This window comes from Comamonas sp. MYb69 (genome assembly GCF_037479315.1).
In the GTDB taxonomy this organism is placed as follows: domain Bacteria; phylum Pseudomonadota; class Gammaproteobacteria; order Burkholderiales; family Burkholderiaceae_C; genus Comamonas.
This window is the reverse complement of record NZ_JBBGZG010000013.1, coordinates 1-18,558: the sequence shown is the minus strand read 5'-3', so window position 1 is coordinate 18,558 and position 18,558 is coordinate 1. Positions and strand designations below refer to the sequence as shown.

The following is an 18,558-nucleotide window of genomic DNA, read 5'->3' as shown; positions in this document are numbered from 1 at the left end:
GGTGTTTTTAGGCCGGTCGCTGGCCCGTGGCCGGTCAGACCGGCAGCGGAGGCACGGTGCGGGGGTGGCCTTCGTCGTCGATGGCGACATAGGTCAAGGTCGCCTCGGTCACCTTGAAGAACTGGCCTTGCTTGGACAGGCGCTCGGCAAACACCTCGACCTGGACCGTCATCGACGTCGTGCCCACGCGCACCAGCTTGGCGTAGAACGACAGGATATCGCCCACGCGCACGGGCTGCTTGAAGATGAATTCATTGACCGCCACGGTGACGGTGCGGCCGCGCGAGTGGCGCAGCGGCAGCACCGAGCCGCCCAGGTCCACCTGCGACATGACCCAGCCGCCAAAGATATCGCCGTTGGCATTGCAGTCGGCAGGCATGGGAACCACGCGCAAAACCAGCTCTTTGTCCTGGGGAAGCGCGTTGGATGCGGTGCGTGGGGTATTCATGGTCACAATGGAGGTCTATAACAAACCCACCATTGTCTCCGATGCGACGTTATGCCGAGGCGCCCGCCGCCACAAGCCCTACCCCTAGTGATGGAAAAAATCTGACCGCTGGCGACGGCCGTACCTTGAAGCGGCTGCTGCCCTATCTCTGGACCTACAAGTGGCGCGTGCTCGCGGCCCTGGTGCTGATGGTGGGGGCCAAGGTGGCCAATGTCGGGGTGCCGGTGCTGCTCAAGCATGTGGTCGATGCGCTCGATATGCGGCCCGGCCAGCCCCAGGCCTTGCTGGTGGTGCCGGTGGGCCTGCTGCTGGCCTATGGGGGCCTGCGGCTTTTGACCTCGGTATTTGGCGAGCTGCGCGAGCTGGTGTTCTCCAAGGCCACGCAGGGCGCCGCGCGCGCAATTGCGCTGCAGACCTTTGAGCACCTGCATGCGATGAGCCTGCGCTTTCACCTCGAGCGCCAAACCGGCGGCATGACGCGCGATATCGAGCGCGGCGTCAAAGGGGTCGAATCCCTCATCTCGTACTCGCTCTACAGCATCGTGCCCACCTTGATCGAGCTGGCGCTGGTGCTGGGCATTCTGGCCGTGCAGTTCGATATCTGGTTTGCCATCATCACCATCGTCGCGCTCACGGTCTACATCACGTTCACCGTCGTGGTCACCCAGTGGCGCACGCATTTTCGGCGCGAGGCCAACCTGATCGACTCCTCGGCGCACAGCAAGGCCATTGACTCGCTGCTGAACTACGAGACGGTGAAGTACTTCAACAACGAGGCCTTTGAAGCCCAGCGCTATGACGGCGATCTGGAAAAGCTGCGCCGCTCGCGCCTCAAGAGCCAAAGCAGCCTGAGCCTGCTCAACAGCGGCCAGCAGCTGATCATCGCCGTGGCCTTGGTCGCGATGCTGTGGCGCGCCACCCAGGGCGTGGTCGATGGCCGGCTGAGCCTGGGCGATCTGGTGATGATCAATGCCTTCATGATCCAGCTGTACATTCCGCTCAATTTTCTGGGCACCCTGTACCGCGAAATCAAGCAAAGCCTGACCGACCTGGACCGCATGTTTGTGCTGATGGACCAGCAGCGCGAAGTGGCCGATGCCCCGACCGCCCAGCCGCTGGCGCTGCAGGCCGAGCCCGAGCTGCGTTTTGACGACGTGCATTTTGCCTACCACCCCGGTCGCCCCATTTTGCAGGGCCTGAGCTTTGTGGTGCCTGCGGGCAAGACGGTCGCCGTGGTGGGCCCCTCGGGCGCCGGCAAATCCACCTTGGCGCGGCTGATCTTTCGTTTTTACGATGTACAAGCGGGCGCCATCCGCATCGCCGGCCAGGACATCCGCGATCTGACCCAGGACAGCCTGCGCCGCGCCATCGGCATCGTGCCGCAGGACACCGTGCTGTTCAACGACACCGTCGCCTACAACATCGCCTATGGCCGGCCCGGCGCCTCGCAAGAGGAGGTCGTGCAGGCCGCGCAGGCCGCGCGTATCCACACGATGATCGCCGCCTCACCCGAAGGCTATGCCACCCGGGTGGGCGAGCGTGGGCTCAAACTGTCAGGCGGCGAAAAGCAGCGCGTGGCCATTGCCCGCACCTTGCTGAAGAACCCGCCGATCCTCATCTTTGACGAGGCCACCTCGGCGCTGGACTCGGCCAACGAGCGCGCCATCCAGCAGGAGCTGCAAAAGGCCGCGCAGGGCAAGACCACCTTGGTGATTGCCCACCGCCTGTCCACCGTGGTGGATGCGCATGAGATTTTGGTGATGGACGCCGGCCGCATTGTGGAGCGCGGCACCCATGCGCAGCTGCTGGCGCTGGGCGCGCGCTATGCGAGCATGTGGGCCTTGCAGCGCAACCAGGCGCAGCAATAGGTGAGAAGCCGGTTTAGCGCTTGCTGCGCGAGAGCCGCTTGGCGTTGCTCACCGCCTTGGCGTGGACGGGCGTGATGCCGGCATTGAGCACATCGGTGACGGCCCGTACCTGCTGCGTGACCATGCGCGATGTGGCCTTGCCCACGCCAAAGGCCGCGAGCGGGTTGCTGCTGCTGGGGGTGAGCAGCCCGGGGGCCGTGTACAGGCTGGCGGCGGTCTGCCAGTAGGCCGTGCAGGCCTGGGTCCACATGCCGATCCAGGATTCGTAGAAGGCGGCGACCTTCTCGTTGCCCATGCGGTAGAACTCCTGCTGGTCGCGTGCCGAGGGCTGGGAGCCCGCGAGCATCATGCGGCCGACGCGCTGTGCGACCACCTGGGGAGCAGCCAAGCTGAGCTCCAGGCTTTTGGTGGCCAGATTCTGGACCTTGGCTTGGGTAGTGTGTTGGGCAGTCATGGCTTCCACTGTGGGGTTGGTAGAGTGGAAATTGTAGAGAGCTTGCAAGAATGCTGCATTGCAACAATTTCACCAGCCTGCATCCATGGTTATTAATTAAGCTATTGAATAAAAAAGAATATTTCTATTTTTGCACCATGGTTGTGCAGTAGGCGCAACGCTTGCCATGGCCTAGGACTGCGCATTGTTTGCAATGCCTTGTGCGTCCTGTTGCTGCAGTGCCGCCAACTCCTCGTCGCTGAAGACGCGCGAGCGCGTATGGAAGGCCTTGCCCTCGGGCCCTTCGAGCGAGAAGGTGCCGCCGCCATGGGTGTCGATCACATCGATGATCAGCTGGGTGTGCTTCCAGTACGCATACTGGGAGGTGCTCATGTAAAACGGGCAACCGCCTATATCGCCCAGATAGACATCGCCCTGGCCAATGGTCAGCTCGCCGAGCAAATAGCAGTTGGCCGCGCTGTTGTCGCAGCAGCCGCCCGATTGGTGAAACATCAGGCCGGGGCCATGCTTGTCTTTGAGCAAGGCAATCAGCGCTTGCGCGGCCGGCGTGGCCACCACTTTTTCCACAACCATGTTGCTGTCTCCGGTGATGGCAGGCAAGGCATGGGCCATGCCTGCCGGTAGGGGTGGATTTGCACAGACCGGTGTGCGTGGCCCCAGTCCAAAGCGCCATGGCGCCCTGGGCCGGGCACACCGCCCAGCACACCGTTCTATTAGAAGAAGCCCAGCTTGTTTTCGGAGTAGGACACCAACAGATTCTTGGTCTGCTGGTAGTGGTTGAGCATCATCTTGTGGTTCTCACGGCCGATGCCGGACTCTTTGTAGCCGCCAAAGGCAGCGTGGGCGGGGTAGTGGTGGTAGCAGTTGGTCCAGACGCGGCCCGCCTTGATCGCGCGGCCCATGCGGTAGGCCAGGTTGCCGTTGCGCGTCCACACACCTGCGCCCAGGCCGTACAGCGTATCGTTGGCCAGCTCCAGCGCTTCTTCTTCGGTCTTGAAGGTGGTGACAGCCAGCACCGGGCCAAAGATCTCTTCCTGGAAGATGCGCATCTTGTTGTGGCCCTTGAACACCGTGGGCTGCACATAGTAGCCGCCGTCCAGGTCGCCGCCGAGCTTGGCTTCCGCACCACCAATCAGTACCTCGGCGCCTTCCTGGCGGCCCAGGTCCAGGTAGCTGCTGATCTTGATCAGCTGCTCCTTGCTGGCCTGCGCACCCATCATGCTGTCGGTGTCCAGCGGGTTGCCGTGCTTGATGGCGGCAATGCGCTTGAGCACCTTTTCCATAAAGCGGTCATAGATGGACTCATGGATCAGCGCGCGGCTGGGGCAGGTGCAGACCTCGCCCTGGTTGAAGGCGAACAGCACCAGGCCTTCGATCGCCTTGTCGAGGAAGGCGTCGTCCTGATCCATCACATCAGCAAAGAACACATTGGGCGACTTGCCGCCCAGCTCCAGCGTTGCGGGGATCAGGTTGTTGGCAGCGGCCTGGGCGATGACGCGGCCGGTGCTGGTCGAGCCGGTAAAGGCAATCTTGGCGATGCGCTTGCTGTTGGCCAGCGGCATGCCGGCCTCACGGCCATAGCCGTTGACCACATTGAGCACGCCGGCAGGCAGCAGGTCTTCGATCAGCTCGATGAGGATCAGCAGGCTGATGGGGGTGGATTCTGCAGGCTTGAGCACCACGCAGTTGCCCGCAGCAATGGCGGGGGCCAGCTTCCAGGCAGCCATGAGAATCGGGAAGTTCCAGGGAATGATCTGGCCCACGACGCCCAGCGGCTCGTGGTAGTGGTAGGCCACCGTCGTGTTGTCGATCTCGCTGATGCCGCCTTCCTGCGCCCGCAGCGCGCCGGCAAAGTAGCGGAAGTGGTCGGCCGACAGCGGAATGTCGGCATTGAGCGTCTCGCGGATCGCCTTGCCGTTGTCCACGGTCTCGGCGTAGGCCAGCAGTTCGGTATTCGCGTCGATGCGCTCGGCAATCTGCAGCAGCACATTGGAGCGCTCGGTGGCTGATTTCTTGCCCCAGGCGTCGGCTGCGGCATGGGCGGCATCCAGTGCCAGCTCCACATCTTCGGCGGTCGAGCGTGCGGCCTGTGTGTAGACCTGGCCGTTGATCGGCGAGATCACATCAAAGTACTGGCCTTTGACGGGCGCCTTCCACTGGCCGCCAATGAAGTTGTTGTACTGCTTTTTGTAGCTGATCTTGGCGCCCGATTGGCCGGGAAATACGTATTGCATGGTGTGTCTCCTTGGAAATGGATATCGCAAGCTGATTCGTGCCGGCTGCAATGCCGCTGAGGGCACGAGTCACACCAGATATATCAAGATGCATGCCAGGCCTGATTACGTGCCAAGTGGTTGATTTGTTTGAGCTTGCTGTGAAGCCCGGACAGCGGATGGAACAGCGCTGGACAAGGCAGGTGTTCCAATCTGGAACAGTCGGACAGCGTCATGGCTATTCGGGGCGACCCGGCGCGGCCGCTTTCCTATACTGTCCCCATGGGCCTGCGCAGACAGGCTTGCAAGGAGACAACATGGATCCCCAGATCACCTCCCAGGTGCTGCGCCAGGCACGGGTGCATTTGTTGGCACATGGTGAATGCCCGCCCGGGGCCGTGCAGGCGCGCATTGCCAGCTCCTGGCAGCGCAGCCTGCGCGCGGGGGTGCAGCCGGTCGGCCGGGTGTCTGGCGGTGACCCGCTCACCGGCTCCGAAATGCGCCAGGTGCTCACGCGCAGCGAAGACCTGCTCGCCATTGCCCGGCCGGTGATGGACTATGTGTTCGAGCAGATCCAGGACAGCCACAGCATGGTCATCCTGGCCAACGCCCAAAGCACCTTGCTGCACACCTTGGGTGACGCCCCTTTCCTGAACAAGGCCGAGCGCGTGGCGCTGCGCAGTGGCGCGATCTGGACCGAAGAGGCGCGCGGCACCAATGCGATTGGCACGGCGCTGGTGGAAGCCACGCCGCTGCGCGTCGAAGGCGCGGAGCACTTTCTGGAGGCCAACAGCTTTTTGAACTGCGCAGCCTCGCCCATCTTCAGCGCCCAGGGCCAGCTGCTGGGCGTGCTCGATATCTCCGGCGACCAGCGCCTGGCCCAGGCCCATACCTTGGGGCTGGCCACCACCGCTGCCCGCATGATCGAAAACCGCTGGCTACTGGCACGCCACCAGCGCGATTGGCGCATGCATTTCCACACCCAGGCCGAAGGGGTGGGCACTGCCGGCGAAGGCATTCTGGCGTTGGCGCCCGATGGCTTGCTGCTGGGCGGCAACCGCACCGCCATGCAAAGCCTCAAGATTGCTGCCGCTGACTGGGGCCATCTGCACTGGGACGATATCAGCGCGATGCCGCTGCGCGACTGGCTGGCCCGGGGCCCCACCCAGACCGAGCGCCTGCATCTGGCGGCCCTGCACACCGGCCGCAGCGTGTTTGCGCGCCTAGTGTTGCCCCAGGCGGCGCAGGCCACGCCGGTGGCCGCTGCACCGCCCGCGCTGCCAGGCGAACGCAGGGGCCGGATGCCGCTCGCGGCTGTGCCCCAGCCGTCAGCGCCGGATGCGCTGGCCCAGCTGGACACTGGCGACCCAGGCTGGCGCGCAGCCGCAGAGCGCGGCCGGCGCACCTGGGGCAAGGGCATTGCCTTGCTGGTGCAGGGCGAATCGGGCGTGGGCAAGGAGCTGTTTGCCCGCGCGCTGCACGACAGCAGCGCGCGCCATGCTGCGCCTTTTGTCGCCATCAACTGTGCGGCGATTCCAGAGCATTTGATCGAGGCCGAGCTGTTTGGCTATGAATCAGGTGCCTTTACCGGCGCCCGGCGCGATGGCCAGCTGGGCCGCTTGCGCGAGGCCCAGGGCGGCACGCTGTTTCTCGATGAAATCGGCGATATGCCGCTGGCGCTGCAAACCCGTCTGCTGCGCGTGCTGCAGGAGCGCAGCATCACGCCGTTGGGCGGCGGCAAGGCCCAGCAGCTCGATTTTGCGCTGGTCTGCGCCACCCACCACCAGCTGCGCGAGGCGGTGGCGCAAGGGCGCTTTCGGGCCGATCTGTTCTACCGCATCAATGGCCTGGCCTTGCAGCTGCCCGCGCTGCGCGAGCGCAGCGACCGCGAGGCCATCACCCGCCGTTTGCTGGAGCAGTTCAACCCCGGCCAGTCGGTGCGCTTGCACCCCGATCTGGCCTTTGCGATGGCGCACTACCCCTGGCCCGGCAATCTGCGCGAGTACGCCAATGCGCTGCAGACCGCATCGGCGCTGCTGCTGCCCGGCGAGGACACCATTGGCTGGTCGCAGCTCTCCGATGACCTGGCGCAGGAGCTGCTGCGCTACCGCGAAGGCGCGCCGATGGCGGTGGCCGCTTTGGCCGCGCAAGCGCAGCCGCCCAGCCTGCCGGCCACCGATCTCAAAACCCTCTCCCACACTGCGATTGCGCAGATGCTGCAGCAGTGCCGGGGCAATGTGTCGCAGGCGGCCAAGCTGCTGGGCATCAGCCGGCAGACCTTGTACCGCCGGCTCAAGGCGGCTTAGGTTGAGCTGCATGGCCTAAGATAGCTGCTGCGCCGGCACATGGTGTGCCGCCCTTTGTTGGAATGCCCATGCCCGCCTCTGAAAACCCTGCTGTCGCCACCTGGTCCTCGCGCTGGTGGGCGGATATCAGCACGCGCGAATTTGCCCAGGCGCAGACCAGCGGCCTGGCGGCCAGCACGGTGGCAGTGCTGCCGGTGGGCGCGGTGGAACAGCATGGCCCGCATTTGCCAGTCTCCGTCGATGCCACTTTGCTGCAAGGCATTGTGGCGGCCGCCATGCCGCTGCTGCCGGCTGATGTGCCGGTGCTGGTGCTGCCGGCGCAGAACATTGGCCTGAGCACCGAGCACCTGAACTTTCCCGGCACCCTGAGCCTGCCGCCCAAGCTCATCATCGACCTGTGGACGGCGCTGGGCCAGGCGGTGGCGCGTGCGGGCATCCGCAAGCTGCTGATGTTCAACACCCATGGCGGGCAGGTCGCGGTGATGGATATCGTCGCCCGCGAGCTGCGCATCGCCCATGGCATGCTGGTCTACAGCAGCAGCTGGGGCGGCCTGCCGTTGCCCGCCGAGGTCACAGGCCTGTTCAGCGCCGAGGAGCACCGCTTTGGCATCCATGGCGGCGAGGTGGAAACCTCGATGATGCTGCACCTTGCACCCGCGCAGGTGGATATGGCGCAGGCGGGTTGCTTCCATTCCACGTCGCAGGACCGGGCGCGGCGCTTTGCGATTGTGGGCAATGGCAAGAGCGCCAAGATGGGCTGGGCGATGGAGGACTACAACCCCTGCGGCGCCGTTGGCAATGCCGCGGGCGCCACGGCAGACAAAGGCCGGGCGGTGGTCGAGGCAGCGGCCCAGCAACTGGCCTTGCTGCTGCAGGAGATCCACCAGCTGGCGTGGACGGTAGTACCCCGCTGATGCCTTGCCGGCGCAGAATCAGCTGCCCAGCACCTGGCTGAACACGGCCGCATCCACATTGCCGCCGGTCAGTGCCAGGCCAATGGTCTGGCCGGCGATCAGTTCGCGCTCCTGCAGCGCGGCGGCCAGTGCAGCGGCACCGGCGCCTTCGGCCACATTGTGGGTGTCGGTGAACAAACAGCGCATGGCGTCGCGCACCTCGTCGTCGCTGACGGCCACCAGGTGGTCCAGGTGCTGGTGCAGCACGGGCAGGGCCATCGGGTCGGCGCGGCGCACGGCCATGCCATCGGCAATCTCGGTGCTGACCACCGCCTCGACCACTTCACCGGCGGCGATGGAGTCGCGGTAGGTGGTGGCGCCGGTGCTGATCACGCCGACAATGCGCACCGGGTGCTGCAGGGCCAGCTTGGCGGCCACCGCAGCGCAGGCGCCCGAACCCAGGCCAATGGGCACATAGACGGTCTGCAAATGCGGCACGGCGCGTAAAAACTCCCACCAGTAGGTGCTGACGCCACTGACCAGGTCCGGGTGGTAGCTGGGCACCATGTGGGCGCCGCTGTGCTCGGCCAGCGCCATCGCATGCTCGCGGGCGGACTGGAAGTCGTCTCCGTGCTCGATCAACTCCGCACCCAGCGAGCGCATCGCCATGTTCTTCTCGACCGAGTTGCCATGGGGCACGACGATGGTGCAGCGCACGCCATGGCTGCGCGCGGCCCAGGCAATGCTCTGGCCATGGTTGCCACGCGTGGCGCTGATCACCTGCGCGGGCAGGGTGCCGCGCGCTGCCATCTGCGCAAAGTAAGACAGACCGCCCCGGATCTTGAAGGCGCCGACGGGCGTGTGGTTCTCGTGTTTGAGCCAGCACTCGGCCCCCAGGCGTTCGCCCAGCAGCTGCCAGCGGTACTGCGGCGTGGCCTGGAACTCACGGTAAACGATGCGGGAGGCGGCCTCGATCTCGGTGAGGCTGGGCAGGGAAATGGCTTGCATAGGTCAAAAAGAGGGGTGCGTTGAAGGGCGGGTCAGAGAGGGCTGCGCAGCTGCACCGGCCTCTTGGGCGTGTGCAAATGCGCGACCAGCGCCGGCGTGGCGGCATGTTCCACCTGCAAGGCGGGGTGGCTGCCCAGGCCCAGGGCCTGCAGCGCGGTGTGCAGGGCTGGGGCATCGGGGTGCAGCAGTTGAAGCTGCTGCAGTGCAACGCCCTTGTCCGCCATGCTGGCTTCCGGGTGCTGCTCCCCCCATTCAATCAAGGTGGGCAGCAGGCCTTGGAGCAGGCGCTGGCCATCGGGGCGCAGCCCAATCTGCCAGGCCAGCAGGCCCCGGGGTGTTTGCCGGCTGGCGGCCTGGGGCGTGCCAGCGGCATGGCCGAGCGCGCGCAAGTCCTCGGTGGCCTGGCCGATGCCGTTGACGCGCGCGACCCAGTGGGTCAGCTGCGGGCCCTGGCTGCGCACTTCGGCCTGCAGCGCGGCATCGTCCATGTCAAACCAGCGGCGGTGGCTGCTAGGCGGCTGGCCTTGCGGGTCGATCGCGATGATCTCCAGGTAGCTGGCGGCAAAGGCCGGGCTGCTGATGCGCAGCAGGCGGTTGTGGGTGCCCATGAAGGCATGCTGGCCGCCCGCATCGGGCGTCACGCCCAAACTCGCCTCGCACCAAGCCAGGCCTTCGTCCAGGCTGGCCGCCATGACGACGAGGTGGTCCAGTCCGGCCTGGCTCACAGCAGCACCTCGCCGCGGATACCGGCGGACACATGCCCGCCCACCCAGACCTGGCCCGCCGCATCCTGCGCGATGTTGACGATGCCGCTGCGGTCCAGGTTGATGCCCTGGCTGGCGACATAGGGGGCCTGCAGATGGTCCTCGGCCAGCAGCCACTGGGCCAGGCTGGCATTGAGGCTGCCGGTGATCGGGTCTTCGCTGAGGCTGGTGCCGGTGTTGAACCAGACGCGCACCTCGATATCGGCCTCCGGTGGGCGGCTGGCCTGGCCTGTGGCGCCGTCAAAGGCTCGCGCCTCGCGGCTGGCGCGGCCGATCAGCGCCTTGCCCGCTTGCGGGTACAGCGCGGCCACGGCCAATTCCATGCCCAGGCCATGCAGCGCCGTCAGGTCGGGCTGGATCGCAAGCACGGTGTCGGGGTCATCCAGCAGCAGGGCCCAGAAAACGGGGCCGTTGTTGAGTTTTTGGCTGGCCAGCACCTGGTCTGCCTGCAGCCCGATGGCCTGCAGCACCGGGGCCAGCTCGGCAGCGCTGATGGCGCTGCGGCTGAGCGAGGGTGCGGCAAAGGCCAGCCGGCCATTGCGCGCGTCTTGCTGCAAGGGCACCAGGCCCTTGGCGCATTCCTGTACCACGCGGCCGGCCTGCTGCGGCTGGCCGCCGGCTGCCAGCCAGGCATGGCAGCTGCCCAAGGTGGGGTGGCCGGCAAAAGGCAGCTCGCCGCCGGGGGTGAAGATGCGCACCCGGTAGTCCGCACCCTGGGCGCGGCCCTGGGTTGTGGGCGGCAGCAAAAAGGTGGTTTCGGACAGATTGGTCCAGCGGGCAAAGGCCTGCATGGCCTCGTCGCTCAGGCCCTCGCCATCGAGCACCACGGCCAGCGGGTTGCCTCGGTAGGCGGTTTCGGAAAACACATCGACCTGCATAAAGGCACGTGTACGCATAAGAGTTTCCTTTCTTCGGTATTCAGAGAACGACTTGGCCGGTGACCACGCTGTGTACCTGGCCCTGCACCCAGATCTGGCCCTGCGCATCGGCCGTCAGGCGCATGCGGCCCGCGCGGCCGATGGCCGCCCCTTGCTGCACGCAGTAGGGCAGAGCGATATGGCCGGCTGCGCTGAGCCACTGGGCCAGGCTGGCATTGAGGCTGCCGGTGGCCGGGTCTTCGGCAATGCCGTGGGCGGTCAAGGTGATGCCACGCACTTCCAGCACAGGTTCTGCCGCCATCGCGCCGCTGCTGGGTGTGTGGATGGCGCAGAGGCCGGCCTTGACGCCCAGCGCCCGCAGCGCGGCCGCGTTGGGCTGGGCGCGTGGCAGCACCGCCGTATCGCGCAGCAGCACACCCATCCAGCGCGATCCATTGTCCAGCCACTGCGCGGCGACCAGATCATCGGCCTGCAAGGCCAATGCGGCCAGCACCTGCGCCTGCACACCGGCAGGCACATCGCTGCGCTGCAGCGGTGGCGCGGCAAAAGCCAAGCCTTCCAGGCCTTCCCGGTCGATGCTGCTCGCAGAGGGCGAGCGCTGGAGGCTGACCAGGCCCTTGGCGCATTCCTGCACCACCCGCTGCGCCTGGCGCGGCCTGCCGCCGGCGTTGAGCCAGGCCTGGCAACTGCCCAGGGTCGGGTGGCCGGCAAAGGCCAGCTCGCCTGCCGGGGTGAAGATGCGCAAGCGGTAATCGGCGCCACCGGCGGCCCCCTCCGCCGTGGGCGGCAGCACAAAGGTGGTTTCGGACAGGTTGGTCCAGCGTGCAAAGTCCAGCATCGCCGCATCGCTGAGGCCCTCGCCATCGAGCACCACGGCCAGCGCATTGCCCTGCAGGGCATGGTCGGCAAATACATCGAGCTGGGCAAAGCGGCGTGGCTGCATGGTGGTCGGTTCTTGCTGGGCAAAAAAGAGCAGGGCGCGCCGTTGTAGCGCGCTGCGGGGAGCGGGTTGGGCGGCGCTTATTCGATCGTGATATCCAGCACGCCCCGGCTGGCCGGGCGGGCCAGCATCGCGGCAAACCAGCGCTCCACATGCGGGTAGTGGGGCCGCTGGTAGGCGGCGGCAGGCAGGTTCCACCAGCGGTGCACCTCGCAGGCGATGGGGATATCGGCCATGCCGAACTGAGCGCCTTGCAAGTAGGGGTGGCTGGCCAGATGGCGGTCCAGCAGTTGCAGCAAGGGCTCCATTGCGGCGATGGAGGCGGCAATCTTTTGCGCATCGCGCTGCGCGGGGGCGGTGCGGATCAGCTGGATAAAGGCATCGCGCCCGGCGGGGTTCATCGTCGTTTGCTGCCAGTCCATCCAGCGCTCGGCGTCAAAGCGCTGGGCCAGCGCTGCCGGGTAGAGCACGCCGGGCGAGTAGCGGGCGCAGAGGTAGCGCACGATCACATTGGACTCGAACAGGGTTAGCCGCATGGCGCCTTCGCCGTCTTCGATGGCCGGTACCATGGCATTGGGGTTGCGGGCCAGGTATTCCGGCGTCTGCGTGCCGCCGAACTTGCCGCCGGTGTCTATGCGCTCAAAGGCAACGCCCACTTCCTGCGCGGCCCAGACGGCCTTGCGCACATTGATCGAGCTGATGCGGCCCCAGATTTTCAGCATGTCTCTTCCTTGGGATTGGCTTGCGGCCCGCGCACAGGCGGGCTGCGTGGTGGTGTGGCCAGAGTGCCTGCCATGCGGACTGGCGCTCTGGCGATCAGGCCAGCTGGCTTATCGGGCTGCCAGCGTGGCACGCACGGTATCGGCCAGCGCCCGGATGGCGATATGGATCTGCTCTTCCGAGGCCGTCACATAGGACAGGCGCATCGTGCGCTTGTCGGGCTGGCTGGCATAGAAGGCGCTGCCGGGCACATAGGCCACATTGCGCTCGACGGCGGCGGGCAGCATGGCGACGGTGTCAATGCCTTCGGGCATGCGCAGCCAGAGGAACATGCCGCCCGTCGGCGTGGTCCACTGCACATCCAGGTCCGCGAAATGCTCAGCCAGCGCGGCCAGCATCGCATCGCGCTGCTTTTTGTAGAGCGCGCGGATGGTGGGCACATGCTGGTCCAGAAAGCCGCTTTGCACCACCTCGGCCACCATGCGCTGGTTGAAGGTGGGCGTGTGCAGATCGGCCGCCTGCTTGGCCTGCAGCAGCTTGGTGTAGACGGCCTTGGGCGCCACCACATAGCCCAGGCGCAGGCCGGGTGCCAGCACCTTGGAGAAGGAGCCCAGGTACACGCCGCCCTCGGGGTTGCGGGCGGTCAGCGGGGCAGGGGGCGCCTGGTCGTACCAGAGGTCGCCGTAGGGGTTGTCTTCCAGAAACGGAATGCCTAATGTGGCCAGGCGGTCCACCACGGCCTGGCGGCGGGCGTCGTCCATGCTGCGGCCGGTCGGGTTCTGGAAGTTGGGCAGCAGGTAGACCATGCGCGCCTTGTACGCGCCTTCTCCGGCCTTGCGCACCAGATCGTCGGGGATCACGCCCTGGTCATCGCTGTCCACGCCCACCACCTGGGGTTGCTGGGGGGAAAAGGCCTGCAGCGCGCCCAGATAGGTGGGGGTCTCCACCAGCAGGCGGCTGCCCTCGTCGAGCAGGATCTTGCCCATCAAATCCAGGCCCTGCTGGGAGCCGGTGGTGATCAGCACCTGGTCGGGGCTGACGTCCCAGGGCAGCTGTTGGGCCACAAACTCGCGCAACGGCGCATAGCCTTCGCTGGCGGCGTATTGCAGCGCGGACGCGCCGTCTTGCAGCAGCACCTTGTCCGCCGCTTCCTTGAAGGCCGCGATCGGGAAGGTCTTGGGCGATGGCAAGCCACCGGCCAGGCTGATGATGCCGGGCTTCTCAGTCACTTTCAGGATCTCGCGGATCACCGAGGGGTTCATGCTGGCGGCGCGTTTGGCCAGGGTCCAGTTCGTCATCATTTCCTCATCTCATTGCAGGTGGCCGGGGCGACAGCGCCCTGGCCGGGGTGGATGCAGCGCAGCGCCACCGTAGGTTGGGGTATTGGCAGGGGCCGGGCGTCTGGGATGGCACACGGCGGGCGGCCTCTGCCGGCAGGCTTTTGGCCTGCATGATTCTTTGCGGGGCAGGCCTTATCTCGGGCCTGCCAGAGGGGCTTTGATTGTCTGATGGGTAGAGGGCTTGCGGGCATCGGCACAGACTTTGTTACCTGCAGGCTCAGGCCTTGACCATCCATGCCGCCGTCAGCACCAGGATCAGCGCCATGGCCCGGTTGAACCAGAGCAGACGCTGGCCCTGGGCCAGCCAGCTGCGCAGCAGCGCACCGACCGAGGCATAGAGAAAGTTGCTGGCAAAGGCGTAAAACAGCATCACCGGCAGCACAATGGCCAGGCGCATCAGCGCATCCTGAAAGCCGACAATCCAACCCGCGACAATGGCCAGCGCCAACAGCCAGGCCTTGACGTTGACGAACTGCAAGCCCACGGCCTGCCAAAAACCGAGCAGATGGCCGTTTTGGGCCTCAGCCAACCGGCCGCTGCGGCTGAGCTTGTAGGCCAGCCAGACCAGGTACACAATGCCGACCGCCTTGATAGCACCTTTGAGGGCGGGCGCTGCCATCACCAGCGCGCCCACGCCGCTGGCGCAAAGCAGCAGCAGGGCGCCCCAGCCAAGGGGCACGCCCCAGACAAAGCGCATCGCGGGTTTGAGCCCCCAGTTGGCGCCCATGGCTGCGGCCATCGTGGTGTTGGGCCCGGGGGTAAAGCTCATGGCCGTGGCCAGTACCAGAAATGCGCTGAACTCTACGGCGGTCATGGTCGTTGTCATGGTGATCGTATCTACGGCCCTTGGGGGATCCCATCATGCCCTGCCGCTGCAGCATTCCGGCAGAGCGAGAGCGCAGGCCGGTTGCGGCGGGGACAGTCTGGTCCTCTGGGCCAGGCTGGCCAAAAAATAATGTAGCGTTGATAGCAATACAGTTACAGTACAGACAGAAAATCAATACCATGAACTGTATTGGTGCCAAAACCAGTACATCTCAGTCTTTTGCCATGCTGACCCGCGATACCACCCATACCCTGACCGAGCAACTGGCGGCGCGCTTTGCCGAACGCATCCGCTCGCGCCTGTTACCGGCCGGCGCGCGCCTGCCATCGGTGCGGGCCTGCGCTGCCCAGCAAAGCGTGAGCCCCTACACCGTGGTGGCGGCCTATGACTTGCTGCAGGCCCAGGGCTTGGTGGAGGCGCGCCGCCAGCGCGGCTTTTATGTGCGTGACTATGTGGCCAAGGCCGTGGTCACCGCGCCGCCCGCTGCGCCTGCGGCCAAGGACAAGACCTTGAAGGATGCGGTATCGCTGTCGCTGCCGGCGGCCTCTGCCCGCATCAATGCGACCTCGCTGATCCGGGGCATGATGCACAAGGCCACGCACCCGCAGCCGGGGGCGGGCATGTTCCCGCCCGAATGGCTGCAGAACCAGTTTTTGCAATCGGCGCTGCGCAAGGTGGTGGGATCGGACGCGCTGCATGCCATGCACTGGAGCTACGGCGCGCCGATGGGCGATGAGCTGCTGCGCGCGCTGCTGGCCGATCGGCTCAAGGAGCTGGGCTTGCCGGTGGGGGTGGAGCAGGTGATGACCACGATGGGCGCCACCCAGGGGCTGGATATTGTCAGCCGCACCTTGCTGAAGGCGGGCGATGCGGTGATGGTGGAGGAGCCCGGTTGGTCGGTGGAGTTTGCCCGGCTGGCGGCGCTGGGCATGCAGGTGCTGCCGGTGCCGCGCGGGCCCGATGGCCCGGATCTGGCCGTCATGCGCCATTACTGCGAAACCCATGCGCCCAAGCTCTATGTCAGCGTCAGCGTGCTGCACAACCCCACCAGCTACAGCCTGCATCCGGCAGCCGCCCACCAGGTGCTGCAGCTGGCGCAGGCCTTCAATTTCTATATCGTTGAGGATGACACCTACAGCCATATCGCACCGGAGCATGCGACGCGGCTCAGCGTGCTCGATGGCTTGAAGCGCAGCATCTATGTGAGCGGCTTTGCCAAGATATTGGCGCCCAACTGGCGCGTGGGCTATATGGTGGCGCCGCCCGATCTGGTGGACCGCATGCTGGACACCAAGCTGCTGTCGACCTTGACCAGCCCGGCGCTGATGGAGCGCGCGATGGCGCTGTGCATGGAAAACGGCCAGCTGCGCCGCCATATCGAGCGCATGCGCAGCCACCTGGTGCAGGCGCGTAAGCACAGCGTGCCGCTGGCGCTGGAGTCTGGTTGCCGCTTTGTTACCGAGCCCGCAGGCATGTTCGGCTGGGTGGATACCGGCATGGATACCGAGGTGCTGGCCCAGCGCATGCTCGATGAAAACTACCTGATTGCGCCGGGCAGCCTCTTTCATGCGAGCCGCCAGCCGTCCACCCTGATGCGCATCAACTATGCCTGCACGCAGGACCCGAGCTTTTGGCGTGTCTACCAGCGGGTGCGTGCCGAGTTTGCGCAGGCCGAAACCATGCCGCGCTGAGCCGCTGAGGGAGCAGCGCAGCGCGGCGCCGGATCAGCTGGCCAGCTCTTCCCAGCGCATCAAGGCTTCGAGCAGCTGCTCTTCGAGGGCCGCATCGCGCTGCTGCAACTGCATCGCCTGGCCGTAGTCCTTGGTGTAGAGGCTGCCATCGGCCAGCTTGGCCTGGATGTCCTTTTGCTCGGCTTCCAGCTCGGCAATGCGGGCCGGCAAGGTATCCAGGTCGCGCTGGTCCTTGTAGCTCAACTTGCGCTTGGGCTGTGCGCTGGGTGCGGCTGCCGCAGCGGGCGCTGGCGCGGGGGCGGCTGCAGCGGCCTTGGTCTCTTTGGCCTGCTTGCTGGCTTGCACAGCATCGCGCTGCTCGGCAATCTCACGCGAGCGGCGCGACTGGATCAGCCAGTCCTGCACCGAGCCTTCGTACTCGCGCCAATGGCCATCGCCTTCGGCGGCGATGATGCTGGTGACGACATTGTCCAAAAAGGTCCGGTCATGGCTGACGAGGAAGACGGTGCCGTCGTACTGCTGCAGCAGGTCTTCCAGCAGGTCCAGGGTGTCGATGTCCAGGTCGTTGGTGGGTTCATCGAGCACCAGTACATTGGCGGGGCGGGCAAACAAGCGGGCCAGCAGCAAGCGGTTGCGCTCACCACCCGACAGGGAACGCACTGGCGAGTGCGCGCGTGCGGGCGAGAACAGGAAATCGCTCAGGTAGCTTTTCACATGCTTGCGCTGGTTGCCGATCTCGATCCATTCGCTGCCCGGGCTGATGAAGTCCTCCAGGGTCGCATCCAGATTGATGGCGTCGCGCATCTGGTCAAAATAGGCCACTTGCAGGTTGGCACCCTGGCGGATCGTGCCGCTGTCTGCGGCCAGCTCGCCCAGAATCATCTTCAGCAAGGTGGTCTTGCCGGCGCCATTGGGGCCGAGCAGACCGATCTTGTCGCCGCGCAGCACCGTGGTGCTGAAGTTGCGCACAATGGTTCGGTCGCCAAAACGCTTGCTGACATCGGTCAGCTCGGCAACGATCTTGCCCTGGTAGGCACTGCCCGTGCCCGAGGCAATGTCCATCTTCACACTGCCCTGGGCGGTGCGGCGTGCGGCATGCTCGTTGCGCATTACCTTGAGCCGCTCGATCCGACTCTGGCTGCGCGTGCGGCGGGCTTCGACGCCCTTGCGGATCCAGATCTCTTCCTGGGCCAGCAGTTTATCGGCCTTGGCATTGATCACCGACTCTTGCGCCAACTGCTCCTGCTTTTGCACGACGTACTGCGCAAAGTTGCCGGGGTAGCTGCGCAGCTGGCCACGGTCCAGCTCGACAATGCGGGTCGCGACCGCATCTAGAAAGGAGCGATCGTGGGTAATAGTAATGATGCTGCCCTTGAACTCCTTGAGCAGGTCTTCCAGCCAAGCGATGGAGTCCAGATCCAGGTGGTTGGTTGGTTCATCGAGAAACAGCACATCGGGGCGCAGCACCAGCGCCTGGGCCAGGGCCACGCGCTTTTTCACACCGCCGGACAGATTGCCGACGACCGCTTGTGGGTCCAGGTGCAGGCGCTGCAGGGTTTCTTCCACGCGCTGCTCCCAGTTCCAGGCATCAAAGGCCTCGATTTGGGACTGCAGTGCATCCAGGTCTTCGCCATCTTCGGCCGCAAAATAGCGGTCACGCACAGCGGATACAGCAGCCATCCCATGGGAGGCTGCTTCAAACACCGTGTGTTCCGGGTTCAGGTTGGGTTCCTGGGCCACATAGGCGATGCGCAAGCCGTTCTGCAATTGCAGATTGCCGTCATCGGCCTTCTCCATGCCTGCCAGAATCTTCAGCAGCGAGGACTTGCCTGCGCCATTGCGGCCAATGAGGCCAACCCGCTCCTGGGACTCCAGGGCGAAGTCTGCGTGGTCCAGTAAGGCAACGTGGCCAAAGGCCAGTTGCGCGTCTAATAAGGTAATCAATGCCATGTTGGCGCCATTATCGGGTGCGCGCCAACAGCGGCCCGGTTGCAGGGGGATCGGCGCTGGCAGGCGCTGGGTCTGCTGCTGCCATGGTCTTGCATCGTCATCGGTAGGTCATGCAGATGCTGTCCAATCAGAAATTTTCGCCAACTGCGTGACGCCTCGGGAAAACGCCTATACAATAGCGCCTATCGACAGCACGATGCCTTGCAAAGCTGCCAGACTCGAAAGAGGGCGGTTCGCAAGGTTTGTTTTTTTGAGGTGC

Annotated in this window: 16 protein-coding genes; 4 read left to right on the top strand and 12 right to left on the bottom strand. The window is 65.3% G+C overall.

All coding sequences use genetic code 11. From position 1 onward, the window contains the following. Positions 1 to 34: 34 nt before the first annotated feature. Positions 35 to 448 carry an acyl-CoA thioesterase gene (locus WH303_RS17405; protein WP_021028940.1) on the bottom strand — a complete coding sequence of 138 codons (414 nt, stop codon included), beginning with the start codon at positions 446 to 448 and terminating at the stop codon, positions 35 to 37. A 41-nt stretch (positions 449 to 489) separates the two neighbouring features. On the opposite strand from WH303_RS17405, the gene WH303_RS17400 reads away from it, so the two are divergent. Further along, the gene (locus WH303_RS17400) at positions 490 to 2,316 is read left to right on the top strand and encodes an ABCB family ABC transporter ATP-binding protein/permease (RefSeq protein ID WP_339520022.1); all 1,827 of its coding nucleotides are present in this window, start codon (positions 490 to 492) and stop codon (positions 2,314 to 2,316) included. A 13-nt stretch (positions 2,317 to 2,329) separates the two neighbouring features. On the opposite strand, the gene WH303_RS17395 is transcribed toward WH303_RS17400, so the two are convergent. The 3 genes from WH303_RS17395 to exaC all read right to left on the bottom strand — a co-directional run bounded on the left by WH303_RS17395 (position 2,330) and on the right by exaC (position 5,004). Further along, the gene (locus tag WH303_RS17395) at positions 2,330 to 2,770 is read right to left on the bottom strand and encodes a polyhydroxyalkanoate granule-associated phasin (protein WP_021028938.1); all 441 of its coding nucleotides are present in this window, start codon (positions 2,768 to 2,770) and stop codon (positions 2,330 to 2,332) included. A 171-nt stretch (positions 2,771 to 2,941) separates the two neighbouring features. Then, positions 2,942 to 3,343, bottom strand: coding sequence for a DUF779 domain-containing protein (locus tag WH303_RS17390; protein WP_027011387.1), 402 nt, complete (start codon positions 3,341 to 3,343; stop codon positions 2,942 to 2,944). A gap of 140 nt (positions 3,344 to 3,483) precedes the next feature. Continuing rightward, the gene (gene exaC / locus WH303_RS17385; protein ID WP_116926383.1) at positions 3,484 to 5,004 is read right to left on the bottom strand and encodes an acetaldehyde dehydrogenase ExaC; all 1,521 of its coding nucleotides are present in this window, start codon (positions 5,002 to 5,004) and stop codon (positions 3,484 to 3,486) included. 296 nt (positions 5,005 to 5,300) lie between these two features. Here exaC and WH303_RS17380 point away from each other — a divergent pair, with 296 nt between their 5' ends. Beyond that, positions 5,301 to 7,289: a sigma-54-dependent Fis family transcriptional regulator gene (locus WH303_RS17380; protein ID WP_339520020.1), complete on the top strand. Its 1,989-nt coding sequence runs from the start codon at positions 5,301 to 5,303 to the stop codon at positions 7,287 to 7,289. Positions 7,290 to 7,357: 68 nt separating this feature from the next. Continuing rightward, complete coding sequence (locus WH303_RS17375; RefSeq protein ID WP_339520018.1) at positions 7,358 to 8,203, top strand: creatininase family protein; 846 nt, start codon at positions 7,358 to 7,360, stop codon at positions 8,201 to 8,203. An 18-nt stretch (positions 8,204 to 8,221) separates the two neighbouring features. Here WH303_RS17375 and WH303_RS17370 read toward each other — a convergent pair whose 3' ends face one another. The 7 genes from WH303_RS17370 to WH303_RS17340 all read right to left on the bottom strand — a co-directional run bounded on the left by WH303_RS17370 (position 8,222) and on the right by WH303_RS17340 (position 14,646). Continuing rightward, positions 8,222 to 9,190 carry a threonine dehydratase gene (locus WH303_RS17370; RefSeq protein WP_339520017.1) on the bottom strand — a complete coding sequence of 323 codons (969 nt, stop codon included), beginning with the start codon at positions 9,188 to 9,190 and terminating at the stop codon, positions 8,222 to 8,224. 32 nt (positions 9,191 to 9,222) lie between these two features. Then, positions 9,223 to 9,915, bottom strand: a complete 693-nt coding sequence (locus WH303_RS17365; RefSeq protein WP_339520016.1) for a VOC family protein — start codon at positions 9,913 to 9,915, stop codon at positions 9,223 to 9,225. Next, positions 9,912 to 10,850 (bottom strand): PhzF family phenazine biosynthesis protein, encoded by a 939-nt coding sequence (locus WH303_RS17360; RefSeq protein WP_339520015.1) that lies wholly within the window; start codon positions 10,848 to 10,850, stop codon positions 9,912 to 9,914. Before WH303_RS17360 ends, WH303_RS17365 begins: the two co-directional genes overlap by 4 nt. A gap of 22 nt (positions 10,851 to 10,872) precedes the next feature. Further along, a complete protein-coding gene (locus WH303_RS17355) occupies positions 10,873 to 11,775 on the bottom strand; it encodes a PhzF family phenazine biosynthesis protein (RefSeq protein WP_021029020.1) in 903 nt (300 codons plus the stop codon). Positions 11,776 to 11,852: 77 nt separating this feature from the next. After that, on the bottom strand, positions 11,853 to 12,494 hold the full coding sequence (locus WH303_RS17350; RefSeq protein WP_339520013.1) for a glutathione S-transferase: 642 nt from the start codon (positions 12,492 to 12,494) through the stop codon (positions 11,853 to 11,855). Between the two features lie 108 nt (positions 12,495 to 12,602). Next, positions 12,603 to 13,790 (bottom strand): aminotransferase-like domain-containing protein, encoded by a 1,188-nt coding sequence (locus WH303_RS17345; protein WP_339520011.1) that lies wholly within the window; start codon positions 13,788 to 13,790, stop codon positions 12,603 to 12,605. Between the two features lie 259 nt (positions 13,791 to 14,049). After that, a complete protein-coding gene (locus WH303_RS17340; protein ID WP_021029023.1) occupies positions 14,050 to 14,646 on the bottom strand; it encodes a LysE family translocator in 597 nt (198 codons plus the stop codon). Between the two features lie 236 nt (positions 14,647 to 14,882). On the opposite strand from WH303_RS17340, the gene WH303_RS17335 reads away from it, so the two are divergent. Then, entirely contained in the window at positions 14,883 to 16,349 is a 1,467-nt protein-coding gene (locus WH303_RS17335) for an aminotransferase-like domain-containing protein (protein WP_339520009.1), read from the top strand. Between the two features lie 33 nt (positions 16,350 to 16,382). On the opposite strand, the gene WH303_RS17330 is transcribed toward WH303_RS17335, so the two are convergent. Beyond that, positions 16,383 to 18,299 (bottom strand): ATP-binding cassette domain-containing protein, encoded by a 1,917-nt coding sequence (locus WH303_RS17330; RefSeq protein ID WP_339520008.1) that lies wholly within the window; start codon positions 18,297 to 18,299, stop codon positions 16,383 to 16,385. Positions 18,300 to 18,558: the final 259 nt, after the last annotated feature.